At 40.8% G+C, this 13,879-nt stretch carries 16 protein-coding genes; all 16 read left to right on the forward strand.

All coding sequences use genetic code 11. From position 1 onward, the window contains the following. Window positions 1-168 precede the first annotated feature (168 nt). The 16 genes from H148_RS0104110 (at window position 169) to H148_RS18265 (ending at window position 13,853) form a co-directional block, all read left to right on the forward strand. Window positions 169-552, forward strand: a complete 384-nt coding sequence (locus H148_RS0104110; protein WP_029033667.1) for a methylglyoxal synthase — start codon at window positions 169-171, stop codon at window positions 550-552. An 8-nt stretch (window positions 553-560) separates the two neighbouring features. Then, a complete protein-coding gene (locus tag H148_RS0104115; protein ID WP_029033668.1) occupies window positions 561-1,958 on the forward strand; it encodes an amidohydrolase family protein in 1,398 nt (465 codons plus the stop codon). A 93-nt stretch (window positions 1,959-2,051) separates the two neighbouring features. Beyond that, a complete protein-coding gene (locus H148_RS0104120) occupies window positions 2,052-3,494 on the forward strand; it encodes an SDR family oxidoreductase (RefSeq protein ID WP_029033669.1) in 1,443 nt (480 codons plus the stop codon). A gap of 131 nt (window positions 3,495-3,625) precedes the next feature. Then, a complete protein-coding gene (locus tag H148_RS0104125; protein WP_029033670.1) occupies window positions 3,626-5,506 on the forward strand; it encodes a S9 family peptidase in 1,881 nt (626 codons plus the stop codon). A gap of 270 nt (window positions 5,507-5,776) precedes the next feature. Continuing rightward, the gene (locus tag H148_RS18725) at window positions 5,777-6,049 is read left to right on the forward strand and encodes a carboxymuconolactone decarboxylase family protein (RefSeq protein ID WP_211222971.1); all 273 of its coding nucleotides are present in this window, start codon (window positions 5,777-5,779) and stop codon (window positions 6,047-6,049) included. 286 nt (window positions 6,050-6,335) lie between these two features. Next, window positions 6,336-6,605: a YgaP family membrane protein gene (locus tag H148_RS0104135; protein ID WP_029033671.1), complete on the forward strand. Its 270-nt coding sequence runs from the start codon at window positions 6,336-6,338 to the stop codon at window positions 6,603-6,605. A gap of 49 nt (window positions 6,606-6,654) precedes the next feature. After that, window positions 6,655-7,845 carry an MFS transporter gene (locus H148_RS0104140; protein ID WP_029033672.1) on the forward strand — a complete coding sequence of 397 codons (1,191 nt, stop codon included), beginning with the start codon at window positions 6,655-6,657 and terminating at the stop codon, window positions 7,843-7,845. 45 nt (window positions 7,846-7,890) lie between these two features. After that, a complete protein-coding gene (locus tag H148_RS17185; protein WP_051286164.1) occupies window positions 7,891-9,489 on the forward strand; it encodes a GMC oxidoreductase in 1,599 nt (532 codons plus the stop codon). A 219-nt stretch (window positions 9,490-9,708) separates the two neighbouring features. Next, window positions 9,709-10,098: a DUF302 domain-containing protein gene (locus H148_RS0104150; RefSeq protein WP_029033673.1), complete on the forward strand. Its 390-nt coding sequence runs from the start codon at window positions 9,709-9,711 to the stop codon at window positions 10,096-10,098. 144 nt (window positions 10,099-10,242) lie between these two features. Further along, window positions 10,243-10,527: a rhodanese-like domain-containing protein gene (locus tag H148_RS0104155; RefSeq protein ID WP_029033674.1), complete on the forward strand. Its 285-nt coding sequence runs from the start codon at window positions 10,243-10,245 to the stop codon at window positions 10,525-10,527. 1 nt (window position 10,528) lies between these two features. Next, window positions 10,529-10,846 (forward strand): rhodanese-like domain-containing protein, encoded by a 318-nt coding sequence (locus H148_RS0104160; RefSeq protein WP_029033675.1) that lies wholly within the window; start codon window positions 10,529-10,531, stop codon window positions 10,844-10,846. Continuing rightward, on the forward strand, window positions 10,843-11,067 hold the full coding sequence (locus tag H148_RS0104165) for a hypothetical protein (RefSeq protein WP_029033676.1): 225 nt from the start codon (window positions 10,843-10,845) through the stop codon (window positions 11,065-11,067). The genes H148_RS0104160 and H148_RS0104165 overlap by 4 nt, the downstream gene beginning before the upstream one ends. Before the next feature lie 32 nt (window positions 11,068-11,099). Further along, window positions 11,100-11,549, forward strand: coding sequence for an OsmC family protein (locus tag H148_RS0104170; RefSeq protein WP_037324606.1), 450 nt, complete (start codon window positions 11,100-11,102; stop codon window positions 11,547-11,549). 118 nt (window positions 11,550-11,667) lie between these two features. Further along, complete coding sequence (locus H148_RS0104175; RefSeq protein ID WP_029033678.1) at window positions 11,668-12,258, forward strand: sigma-70 family RNA polymerase sigma factor; 591 nt, start codon at window positions 11,668-11,670, stop codon at window positions 12,256-12,258. 62 nt (window positions 12,259-12,320) lie between these two features. Continuing rightward, a complete protein-coding gene (locus H148_RS17190) occupies window positions 12,321-12,842 on the forward strand; it encodes a VOC family protein (RefSeq protein WP_211222972.1) in 522 nt (173 codons plus the stop codon). 105 nt (window positions 12,843-12,947) lie between these two features. Then, window positions 12,948-13,853 (forward strand): alpha/beta fold hydrolase, encoded by a 906-nt coding sequence (locus H148_RS18265; protein ID WP_051286167.1) that lies wholly within the window; start codon window positions 12,948-12,950, stop codon window positions 13,851-13,853. The last annotated feature ends 26 nt before the right edge of the window (window positions 13,854-13,879 follow it).

Here is a 13,879-nt window from a genome sequence, read left to right on the forward strand (position 1 = left end):
TCTTTAAATTTACCCACCTATGTTATCGACCCGGATAAACATTCAACAATTTCCTGAAGGTTCTCAGAAATACCTTGAAAAAATTTATTTTCTTGAGAGAGTAACAAAATTGGTAAATATCTGGATGATACAGGTCGGAAAATTGATCCAAACTGAAAAACTAAAAGAATGAACACAATTGCTCTAATCGCCCACAACAGCCGTAAAACAGATCTTTTAAACTGGTCAAAGGTACATCGTGATGCTTTATTAAAATATAAGCTTATAGGTACTACCTATACTTCTAAACTCCTTAGTGAGATGCTGGATATTGAAGTAAAAGGTTTTGGACACGGTCCCAGTGGAGGTGATATTTTACTGGCTGCAAAGATCCTTCAGGGAGAAGTGCAGATGATCATTTTCTTCATTGATGCTGAAACTCCTCACGGACACGAGCACGATATTCAAACCTTAATCCGCACTGCGGTGATTAATAATATTCCCATTGCTCTAAACAGGGCATCGGCCGACCTTCTTATTCTGGATGAAAAGGATCAGCAAAAACAGAAATAAAATTCAGAATGAAAAATACCCTTTTTGGCGCCCTGATGTGTCTTTTGCTTTTTTCAGCCTGTAATTCTCCAAAAGAATCAACAGACCTCCTTATTTTAAACGCTACCGTTTTGGATGTGGAAACGGGGAAGGAAATGCCGGGGAAGATGATAGCTATTTCCGGGGATACTATTCGGGCGGTACTGGATATAGAGGAGAGCGAAAAATTTACTGCTACAAAGGTAATTGATGCTGAGAACCAATATGTAATGCCTGGACTCTGGGACATGCATGTTCATTTTAGGGGCGGAGACACTCTGGTGGCAGAAAATAAAGACTTATTACCTCTTTTTCTCGCCTATGGGGTTACCACCGTACGGGACGCCGGGGGTGATATAACTCAAAGCGTGCTTGACTGGAGGCAAAAAATAAATTCGGGAGAGTTAGATGGACCCGCCATTTTTACATCGGGACCAAAGTTGGACGGCCCCGAGCCTGCCTGGGACGGTTCCATTGAAGTTGCCGGTTTGGAGGATATTCCCGCTGCCCTTGATTCGCTCGAGCAGCTAAAAGTGGACTATGTAAAAATGTATGATGGCAGTTTGACAAAGGAAGTTTTCTACGGAATTATTGCCGCAGCCGAAGAACGGGGTTTGAAAACGACCGGACACATGCCTATGTCAGCTGATATCTTAAAAGGCGTGGATCTCGGATTGGATGGTTCAGAGCACCTTTACTACGTCATGAAAGCCTGTTCCCCAAAAGCCGACAGCCTTACACGGGTAAATCCCGGTTATGGAATGATGGATGAAATCATCGACACTTATGATCCTCAATTGGCTCAACAGGTATTTCAGAAATTAAAAGAAAATAAGGTTTTCGTCACCCCAACGCTCCACATAGGAAAAACCCTTTCAGAAATTCTTGATGTGGATCACAGCACAGACAGTCTGCTTCCGTATATAAGTAGTGGTTTGCAAAAAACCTACGGGGGACGAATTGAAGGTGCAAAACGGGCCAGAGCTTCTGGGAGCACGATGAGAGAAAAGATGGAAGAAAAATCCCTGGAAATGATCAAGCCCATGTATGATAGCGGAGTCCCACTCATGGCAGGTTCAGATTGTGGTGCTTTTAACTCCTATGTTTATCCCGGCGGATCTCTTCACAATGAGCTTGAAAGACTGGTGGCTGCAGGATTAACTCCAATAGAAGCTATAAAAACTTCTGTTATTAATGGTCCGGCATTTTTCGGTCTGGAAAATTCCTATGGAAGCATTGAACCGGGAAAGATGGCAGATCTTCTCATCCTTAATAGTAATCCTTTTGAAAACATTGAGAAGCTTAGAGAAGTGTCCTATGTGCTCGCAAAAGGTGAGATTTATGAGCAGGAGAAACTTCGGGAAATGATGCAGGCTGTGAAGCAGTAGAATTTCTTTATTTCTGTATCAGTTTAAGTAGTGGACAAACGTGACATGCTTTAACGATCTTTTTATTTTTTTAGATAAATCTAAGGTGAAGCTATGAAAATCCTCCTTACAGGTGCTACAGGATATATAGGAAAACGTTTACTCCCTGTCCTACTCGAGCAGGGGCATGAGGTAGTGTGTTGTGTAAGGGACAGGAACAGGTTTCCTTCGGAAGGAATTTACTTAAATCCGCAGATTTCTTTACTGGAAGTAGATTTTTTAAAAGAACCTCCTTCTCCTGAAGCTATTAAGGATATTGATGCCGCTTACTACCTCATTCATTCCATGAGTGCCGGCACGGGAGATTTTGCAGAAATGGAAGCCGCATCTGCTCACAACTTTCTCAAGCTTGTGGAGCAAACTTCGGTTAAGCAAATTATTTATCTTACCGGAATCACTAATGAAAAAGAACTTTCCAAACACCTCTCTTCCCGTAAAAATGTAGAAGAAATCCTGAGAAGAAGCAATATCCCGTTAACAGCCCTTAAAGCGGGCATTATTGTAGGATCTGGTAGTGCCTCCTTTGAGATCATGCGCGATCTCGTGGAAAAACTACCGGTAATGATAACCCCCAAATGGGTCACTACGAAAAGTCAGCCTGTGGCAATAAGGAATGTGCTGGAGTATTTATCTGGAGTTCTTCTGCGAAATGAAACCTTCAACCGGTCATTTGATATTGGAGGGCCAGATGTGCTTACCTACAAAGAAATGATGTTGCAATTTGCAGAAGTTAGAGGTTTTAAACGTAGGATCATCACTGTTCCCGTAATGACTCCCCGACTTTCCTCTTATTGGCTTTATTTCGTTACGTCTACCTCCTACAAACTTGCCGTGAATCTTGTGGACAGCATGAAAATAGAGGTAATTGCCAGAGATAATAAACTTGAAAAAAAGCTTGGGATAAGACCAATTCCATACAAAGAAGCTGTGCAACTTGCTTTTCAAAAAATAGAACAGAACAGCGTGATCTCAAGTTGGAAAGACTCTCTTGCTTCAAGTTATGCAGATAATTCCCTGCTCGAGCACATCAATGTCCCTACAGATGGCTGTTTTAAGGACCACAGGGAAAAAAAGATCACCGGCAATCCAAATTCTGTTCTGGATAATATTTGGGCCATTGGTGGAGTACGAGGCTGGTACTATGGGAACTGGTTATGGAAGATTAGAGGGTTTATGGACAAGATGGTAGGCGGAGTGGGACTTAGACGTGGTCGAACACATCCGCATCACATCAATACCGGGGATACTCTGGATTTTTGGCGCGTCCTCGCTGCCGATAAGAAGAACCGGCGCCTACTCCTCTATGCAGAAATGAAGTTGCCGGGTGAAGCCTGGCTGGAGTTCAAAATCACCGAAAGAAACGGAGAGCATTTTCTACAACAGACTGCAACTTTTCGCCCTAATGGACTTGCCGGACGGCTCTACTGGTACACGGTTTTGCCCTTCCACTTTTTTGTTTTTGAAGGAATGGCAGGAAATCTTTTAAATTCTGTTTAGCTGGATTAAGAATAGTTTATTACCTCCTCCCAAAACCAGTTTTATCAAAAATGTGAATTTGTTTGATTTTATTTAAATAGAGAATCATTCTCTCCCCCACATTTTAATTTTTAACTTAAAAAGTAATCCAAATGAAAAATTCACTTTTTTTATTATTACTAATGTCTTTTCCAATCTGGAGCCAGCAGGACACAACTTCTGTCGAAGAGTACAGTATTGAGCAATTTTATGAAAATACCCGAATTGGAGGCGGTGAATTTTCTGAAGATGAAAAACATCTCTTAATGAGCAGTGACGAATCGGGCATCTTTAATGTGTATGAGATCAATGTAAGTGATGGGACTAAAAAACAGATCACGAACTCTGAAGATGATTCTTTCTTTGCCATAGATTATGTGCCGGGAACAGAGGATATACTTTATTCTGCAGATAAAGGAGGAAATGAGATCGATCATATCTATCTGCTGTCAGATAATGGAACGACCAAAGACTTAACACCAGGGGAAAACGAGAAGGCACAATTTGCCGGCTGGAGTGACGATAAGAATTTCCTTTATTACATCTCTAATAAGCGAGATCCTAAATTTTTTGATTTTTACAAAATGCAAATTGGTCAATGGGAGCCAGAAATGCTTTACCAGAATGACAAAGGTTTGGAAATAGTGGGATTGTCACATGATGAAAATCTAATTGCGCTTTCACAACCAATAACAACCAGTGAGAACAAACTTTTTCTTTATGACCGTTCCCAAGATAAAATGACTGAAATATCAAACGAAAAAGGAACCTATTCTGCTTCCGGATTTAGCAAGGAAGATGACAAATTCTACTACATCACAGATGATGGAAGGGAATTCAAATACCTGATGGAATTTGACCCCGCCACGGGTGAAAGAAGTCCGGTGTATGAGGCCGATTGGGATGTAATGTACAGTTATTTAAGTGAAAATGACAAGTACAGGGTAATCGCTGTCAATGAAGACGGTACCAATAAATTAATTATCCGGAATAATGTCTCCGGTGAGATGGTAGACCTACCGGAATTGCCGGGAGCCAATATTAGTGCTGTGGATATTTCAGAGAGCGAAAACCTGATGTGTCTCACAGCTGCAACTTCCAAAGCACCCAGCAACCTCTATGTATACGATTTCCAAAACAATGAGATCAAAAAACTTACCAATACCCTGAATCCTGAAATAGATCCTAACGATCTTGTTTCTGCAGAAGTTGTTCGTTATAATTCTTTTGACGGCCTTGAAATTCCGGCTATCTTCTACAAGCCACATCAGGCTTCCGAAGAAAATAAAGTTCCTGCTCTGGTGTGGGTCCATGGTGGTCCGGGCGGACAATCAAGAACGGGTTATTTTGCTTTAATACAATATCTTGTAAATCATGGTTATGCAGTCCTGGCAGTGAATAACCGCGGTAGCAGCGGCTACGGTAAAACTTTCTTTAAAATGGACGACAAGAAGCATGGAGAAGAAGACCTCAAAGATGTCATTGCTGGAAAAAACTGGCTTCAGTCTCAGGATTATATTGATGATGATAACATTGGGATCATTGGTGGCAGTTACGGAGGCTACATGACAATGGCTGCCATGACCTTTACTCCCGAAGAATTCGATGTAGGTGTCAATCTATTTGGAGTAACCAATTGGTTGCGCACCCTTAAGTCTATTCCGCCTTACTGGGAATCCTTCAAAAATGCTTTGTACGAAGAAATGGGAGATCCAACAACAAAGGATTCCATAGCGCTATATAATAAGTCTCCCCTTTTTCATGCAGACCAGGTAAAAAATCCGGTGATGGTGTTACAAGGTGCCAATGATCCACGGGTACTTCAAGTGGAATCAGATGAAATTGTGGAGCAATTAAAGAAAAATAATGTGCCTGTAGAGTATGTCATTTTTGAAGATGAAGGACACGGCTTTATTAAAAAAGAAAATGAGATCAAGGGGTATAGACAGATCCTCCAATTCCTGAACAAATATCTTAAAGATGAGGAAATGTAAAGCCTGGGAACAACATCAACACCGGGTATTATAATCAATATTTTTGAGCTATAACTAAGCAAATTATATGGGTTGCAAAGGAAGAACCAGCACTTGCTTTTGCAACTCCCTTTTTGATTTATGGATGGCCTTTTTCCGGGGATATGCCCTGAAAGATTATAAACTTTAAGCTGAGGCTTTAATTTCGGGCATTGTTTCACAAAAGAAAAACATTCGATCATCCCTTTGGTTAATTTTGTTGCCATTGCCAAATAGCAGCAATTGATCCTTATGAGCACCAGAATAGAATTTTCAAAAACCGGTAAGACACCCTTTGAAAAATTAATAAGCCATAATCCGGCTATACTTGAAAAATGGAATGAACTCGAACTAATCCTTTTCAATCAGACCTCCCTTAATGCCAATTTACTGGAACAAGTCCGCCGTACTCTCGCTTTTGGAAATGGATGTGAATATTGTATGGTGAAAGGCGGCAAACCTGAATTTGATGCAAAGACCAAAGAGCTCAAACTGCAACTGCCTTTGCCGAACTTTTTGCCGTAGATCATAAATCAATTCAGGAAGCTCATTTCAGGTATCTAAAGGAACGGTTAACGGAAGTTGAAATTGCTGAACTAATAACTTTTATCAGTTTTATAACAGCTTCTCAAAGATTTGGAAAAGTGATGAATTTAACCGAAGACCTGCAGGAAAACAATATTACCGGCCTGACAGAAATTGACCATTTTAATTAAATTTTTTCTCCCTTTCTCTTTGGAATTATCCGCTTGAATAATTGGAAATTCCAGGGGTTTATAGTATCTTAAAAGGAACTTTAAATTAAAAAACCATGAAAGAGAATGTAGGTAAAGAAGATCAATTGATTAGAAGTATTGTAGGCCCAGGCCTTATGGTGCTTGGCTACTTTTTTCTTAGAAAATATAAAAGCAGACTCGGAGGAATAACATCTATTGTGACGGGAACTTTATTAACCGAAAGTGCAATAACCAGAGTTTGCCCGGTGAACCATTTCTTCGGAATAGATACCCGTAAAAAGAAAAGTCCTGCCCAGAAGATCAATCAAAAGATCAATAAGAAGTTCAAAAAAGTACTGGCATAATACTTAACCGCTATTTTTGTTTCTTAGCAGCAGAAACAAAAAATTACTCATGCTGAATTCCCGCGGGGTTCTAATCACAATTATTTTCGCACAGTTTTGCTGCACCTCCCTGTGGTTCGCCGGAAATGGAGTAATGGACAACCTGTTGCTCAATTTTAAGCTGGATCCTGCTGCTCTGGGCCACCTTACTTCTGCAGTACAATTCGGTTTCATTTTAGGAACCCTTTGCTTTGCATTTCTTGGAGTGGCAGACAGATATTCTCCATCAAAAGTGTTCTTCTATTCGGCCATTTTTGGAGCCTTCTTCAACCTGAGTATGATTTGGGAAGGCAACGTTGCCGGGAGTTTACTGCTATTACGGTTTCTTACCGGATTCTCCCTCGCAGGAATTTATCCTGTAGGAATGAAGATCGCTTCAGATTATCATCGGGAAGGTCTTGGTGTTTCCCTTGGTTTCCTTGTAGGAGCGTTAGTGTTGGGAACCGCATTTCCACATCTACTCAAAACCCTGACCATGAGCGAAAATATTCCATGGAAGGTGGTACTTATGACAACCTCTACTTTGGCTGCCCTTGGAGGTTTTCTCATGTTGTTTTTAGTGCCCAATGGGCCATTTCGAACAGCTATGATTAAAAAAGACTTTTCAGCCTTTTACAAGGTTTTCAAAGTTCCTGAATTTAGATCAGCGGCTTTTGGATATTTTGGTCATATGTGGGAGCTTTATACCTTCTGGGCTTTTGTGCCTGTTATCCTGAAGAGTTACCAACTTTTAAACCCGGATTCGATCTCTAATATCCCCTTACTCTCTTTTTTAATAATTGGATCTGGAGGGATCTCCTGTGTGGTGGGTGGATATATTTCCCGAAAACGGGGAACGAAAAGAACGGCCGCCGTCGCCCTGTTTCTTTCGGGCGTTTGTTGTCTGCTCTCTCCGCTCATTTTCTTCCAATCTTCTGAAATTCTGTTCATTTTTTTTCTAATTTTCTGGGGAATGGTCGTTGTTGCCGACTCTCCCCTTTTCTCAACTCTTATTGCTAATAATGCTTCGCCTGCGGCCAGAGGTACTGCACTAACAATCGTTAACTCAATAGGGTTTGCTATTACGATCTTTAGCATTCAATTGATCAATTTTCTTCAGGAAGTACTGGAACCGGCCTTCCTTCTAGTATTGTTAGTCCCAGGACCAATAATAGGACTGGTGGGTTTATATAAAAAAAGAAGAAGGCCGGTCTTCACCTAATGTCCTGTAAAAGTTTTAATTTTCAGAAGGAACAGTAGAAATTTAATGAAATACGACTACGATTATATAATCATTGGAAGCGGTTTTGGAGGTTCGGTAAGTGCACTGCGTCTTTCTGAAAAAGGTTATAAAGTTCTGGTGGTTGAAAAAGGAAAATGGTTTAAAGCTGAAGACTTTCCAAAGACCAACTGGAATCTGAAAAAATGGTTGTGGATGCCCACTCTGCGGTTTTTCGGCATTATGAAACTCAGCATCTTCAGGCATGTTGCTGTTATTTCGGGAACCGGCGTGGGCGGTGGATCTTTGGTCTATGCCAATACGCTACCGGTCCCAAAAAAGGCATTTTACACCTCCGGTTCCTGGGCCAAACTTGAGAACTGGGAAGAAGAACTCAGGCCTTTTTATGTTAAAGCACTTAAAATGTTGGGAGCAGCTCCAAATCCGCAGCTCTTTGATGCTGACAAGGCACTAAAAAAAATGGCCCGGGAGATGGGCCGGGAAGCACATTTTGAGCACCCTCACGTCGCCATTTACTTCGGAAAAGAGGGAGAAACCGTCAAGGATCCTTATTTTAAAGGTGAAGGGCCCGAAAGGATCGGCTGCAACTTTTGTGGGGGTTGTATGACAGGATGCAGATACAATTCCAAAAACACTCTTGACAAGAATTATCTGTGGCTAGCTCAAAAACGGGGTGCAGAGATCCTCGCCGAAAATGAAGTTCTTGATGTGAAACCATTGCCTTCAGGAGGTTATGAACTGAAACTAAAATCGAGCACCTCCTTATTCAGAAAAACCCGCAAATTAAATAGCAAAGGAGTGATCTTTTCTGGAGGTGTTCTGGGCACCGTTAAACTTCTACTTAAACTGAAGCAAAAAAGCCTTCCGAAGTTATCAGACAAAGTTGGAGATGAGATCCGGACAAATAATGAAACCCTCATTAGTGTTTCTACAGCTAATAAAGACAGTGACCTCTCTAAAGGTATTGCCATAGGAAGCCTGCTGCACACAGATGATGACAGTCATCTTGAGGTAGTGCGGTATTCCCGTGGTTCGGACTTTTGGAAATTATTGCATCTCCCCATGGCCATAGGAAAAACTCCCCTGCATCGCTTCTTGAATGTTTTTGGACAGCTAATTTCATCTCCGGTTTCCTGGTTTAAAACTTATTTTATCAATGGCTGGTCAAGAAGTACCGCAGTTTTACTCTTTATGCAAAGCGTGGATAGCACCATCAGGTTAAATAGGAATTTATTTGGATGGTTATCAACGGGATTAAGCTCGGGAACAAAGCCGACTTCAGATATTCCGGCGTCAAAAGACCTCACCGCGAAATACAGCAAAGTGATCAATGGAAAAGCAACTTCCTTCGTGCTTGAAAGCCTCGCCGGCATTCCTACTACGGCACATATTTTAGGTGGTGCCGTAATGGGTAAAAATATTTCAGAAGGTGTAATTAATTCAAGGAATGAGGTTTTCGGTTATCAAAATATGTTTGTCATCGACGGTTCCATGATCTCAGCTAACCCCGGCGTAAATCCAAGTCTTTCCATAACTGCAATAGCCGAACGGGCAATGACCTTCATTCCCGAAAAAGCAGAGGTGTCAAAAAAGGTGTTTTTGAAACACTCTTCTAAAAACGTTTGATTTATTACATCTTATCTTTCACTTGCATAGCTCCAAATTCTCTAAGATTTTATATTGATTTTACTGAAGTAATTTCACATTAGAAACCTTTAAGGTCAAGGATTTCCCCCTAAAATCCTGCCCTTAAGGTTTTATGTCATCTGTAACAATTGTAACTGTGCATTTCTTTCCAAAAAGCGTTTTTTGTAGTATCTTAATAATCAGAAAAAAACAAAAACAATGAGCTACTATTTCACAAAAACATTAAATAAGGATTTTGATACTGTAATTGATAAGGTAACAGAAGAACTTAAAAAAGAGGGCTTTGGAATCCTTACAGAAATTGATGTAAAGGAAACATTTAAGAAAAAACTGGATGTAGATTTCAGGAAATACAGGATCCTTGGGGCCTGCAATCCACAGATGGCACACCAGGCAATTACTGCGGAAAGTAAAATAGGCACTATGCTTCCCTGCAACGTCATTGTGCAGGAGACGAAGGATGGAAAAACTGAAGTTTCAGCTGTAGATCCCGTAGCTTCTATGCAGGCCGTTAAAAATGATACTTTAGGAGGGGTAGCGACCCAGGTGCGGGAAAAATTGAAAAAAGTAATTGAGCAGCTGAACTAATTTCAATTATCAGCATAATTTTTTATTGATCCGGAATCTTTTATAAGATGCCGGATTTTTTTTGGCGGTCCTCTTGTGTAACAAATGTAACTGTACCAGAGGGCACCCGACCTTATTTTTGTGCCGTTATAAAATATAATAAATATGGAAATTAAAAATATCATTCGCTCCGGTGAAGGAACAATACTAGATGTGAGAACCAGAGGAGAATTCAATGGTGGTCACGTGGCTGGTTCAATAAATATTCCTTTGACAGAATTACCAGATACTATTGAAGAATTGAAATCTATGAAGGCCCCACTAATTCTCTGTTGTGCCTCGGGCATGAGAAGTGCGCAGGCAGAACAATATTTAACAAGAGCCGGGCTCGAATGTACAAATGCAGGATCCTGGTTGCAAGTAAATTACTTACAGTCAAAAGCTTCATAAAATGATAGATACTCTTAAAAAAATATTTGGACTTGGGCCAAAGACAGATTATTCCCAGCTACTTCAGCAAGGAGCTGTTATTGTAGATGTGCGTACAAAAGGTGAATACAACGGCGGACACATTAAAGGTTCAAAGAATATTCCTTTAAACAGCCTTGGCCAAAACCTGAAAAAGATTGGAAGTAAGAATAAACCCGTGATCACCTGTTGTGCTTCGGGGATGAGAAGTGCTTCGGCAAAAAACACCCTGGAAATGGCAGGATTTACAGAAGTCCACAACGGAGGAGGCTGGAGAAACCTTCAGAATAAGATAGGATGAAAGACAGATTATTTAAAAATTGGACCTGGGTAAGGGCCGTCTATGTGATCATAGGGCTGCTGGTAACTTTCCAGGCTGCCAGTGCAGAACAGTGGTGGGGATTAGGATTAGGATTATATGTCGCCGCCATGGGAATTTTCGCCTTTGGATGTGCTGCAGGAAATTGTGCCGGGGGAAATTGTGCAGTAGAACCTGATCAAGATCAGAAAATATCACAATAAGCAAACTTAACTTTACCACATAACATTTTATCATGGAAGAACATATCTATACCGTAGACTTAAACTGGAAGTCAGAACGTAAAGGTGAAATCTCATCGCCAGAACTCAGTGACAGTATTGAGGTAGCTACACCTCCCGAGTTCCCAAAGGGAATTGCCGGCATCTGGTCTCCCGAGCACCTTTATACGGCTGCAGTAAACAGCTGTTTTATGACTACTTTTTTGGCCATTGCCGAGAATTCAAAACTTGAATTTAAAAGCCTTACCTGCCCTGCAAAGGGTAAATTAAGTAAACAGGAAGGAAAATTTGTAATGTCCCAGGTCATTCTTGAGCCGGTGCTCACCATTTTTAATGAAGAGGACAAGGAGAAGGCTGAAAAAATAATGATAAAAGCCGAAAAAGCTTGTCTTATCACAAATTCAATAAAAGCTGAAGTTATTTTGAGACCGCAGATAGAATTGGCAGAATATTTGGTATCATAATTATACAGTATCCCCCTACACTGGAGATCCCGTTTAAAGAAATTTTTCTTTGGCGGGATCTTTTTTTGGGCCATCTTTAATTTTTATCTCTATTTTAGAGTTGTGCAATTCCTTTAAAATGCAATCACTGGAAGATAAAATCCCAAACTGCGATGTTCCTGCACTGTGGCTGGAACACAGAACTGCTCTTAAAAATTATATTTTAAAGAGGGTAAAAGACCAGGAACTTGCCAACGATATTCTTCAGGAGGTTTTGCTGAAGGTTTATAAATTTTGCCTTTCCAATTCTGGAGTCCGTAATGTGAGAAGCTGGCTCTACCAGATCGCTCACAACACCATGGTTGATTATTTCCGGAAAGAATCCAAAAAGGGTAAATCGGGAAAAGAATTGGAATTTTTCGAGGAGGATGAAAATCTGGCTTTTAAGGAAGCCCTGGAGTATATTCAGCCATTAATAAGCTTTCTGCCGCCGGAGTATGCTGTTCCGTTAAGAATGGCCGACCTCGAAGGCATGAAACAAGCTGAAATTGCTCAACACCTTAATCTTAGCCTCACCGCCACAAAATCCAGGATCCAACGTGCCCGCACACTGTTAAAAGCCGAATTCATCACCTGCTGCCACTTAGAAACAGATACTACCGGTGGGATATTGTTCTTTTCCATTAAAGATTCCTGTACGCCTTTAAAACAGATTTCAGAAAAAAATTAATTTTTTCTGCGTCTTTTTAAAACTTCTTACGTCTTGGAGGTAAATCATTAAAAATTTATACCATGAAGACATTTCACGTACATGTAAGAGTAAAGGATCTACAGGAAAGCATCGAATTCTACAACGCGCTTTTCAAATCCAAACCCACAGTAGTAAAAACTGATTATGCAAAGTGGATGCTGCAAGATCCAAGAATTAATTATGCCATCTCTACCGGACATGATGAACTGGGAATTGAACATTTGGGCCTGCAGACAGATAATGAAGCAGAGCTTAAGGATATTTATTCCAATATGCAGCTGGCAAAAGGAACTGTTCGGGAAGAAGGCAACTGTACCTGTTGCTACTCCAAAAGTCAGAAAAGCTGGATCACAGATCCACAGGGCGTAGACTGGGAGGCATTTTATACCTACGGCAGTGCTACAGTCTATGGAGAAGGCATCAATTCCAAACCGGCTCCCAATGTGATGGAACAATGGACCGGAAATGACGGAAAAGTAGCCAAAAATCCCTCTGAGCAGTTAGAGTCTGAAGAAGATTCGAAGAATATTTCTATTGGCAATACTTCAGGCTGTAACAAATAGCTATTAAAAAAGTCTGTATAAAAAATGAGACAGATAGTTCTGGAGGGACAGATTCCTTTAGATCGAATCTTGCTCTTTATGGGTATTTAAATTTAAGATCAACTTATGAGAAAATTATTCATTTTCATGGCAATTGTTTCTATTTCCCTTAACCTTTTTGCAGGGGAAAAGATTGTCACTACCTCAGACGGGGTGCAACTTTACGTAAAAGTTAAAGGTAAGGGAACTCCGCTACTGTACATTCACGGCGGCCCCGGTTCCGGCAGTTACTGGTTTGAAAAACTTTCCGGAGATTTTATGGAGCAACATTTTACTGTAGTGTATCTGGATCAACGGGGAGCAGGAAGATCTGGCAGTGCGCAGGATCAAAATTACTCCCTTGATAGAATGACGCTGGATTTTGAAGAAGTGAGACTGGCACTGGGCTATGACAGCTGGCTTACTCTGGGACATTCCTTTGGAGGAGTTTTGCAAATGAGATATGCGCAGAGGTTTCCCGCAGCTCAGAAAGGAATGATCATGTTGAATTGTACTATAAACATAGCGGAATCGGCCTGTGAAAGCTGGCTTCCTAAAGCTGCTGAGTTTGTTGGAGAAACCTACACCTGTGAAGGAGATACAGTTGCCATGCCTCACAGGATGGGTGAGTTCGGCGGAAAATTAAGAGAAAAAGATTTGTTCTGGAAAATGGGATCAAGGGATCCTGAAACTTTTGCAAAATTAGACCAGATCTCCTTTGAAATTGAACATTTTAATGGAGACCTGAGCAGATATGCCATGAATTATCCTGAGTACTGGGAGAATTTCAAGCCTCTGACCGCAAAAATGCAGATGCCGGTACTTTATTTTTATGGAAAAGAGGATTTCATGGTGGGACCTGAGCACTATAAAGGCCTGGAATTTGAATATTTGCTTTTATGGGAGAATAGAGGCGGACACGTCCCGTTTATAGAAGACAAAGAGGACCTTGAAAAGGCCATTTTATCCTATACTGAAAAGTATAAATTCTGAAGATAATTGTTTGAGGGAACAGGTTG

Source organism: Salinimicrobium terrae DSM 17865 (assembly GCF_000424665.1).
Lineage (GTDB): Bacteria > Bacteroidota > Bacteroidia > Flavobacteriales > Flavobacteriaceae > Salinimicrobium > Salinimicrobium terrae.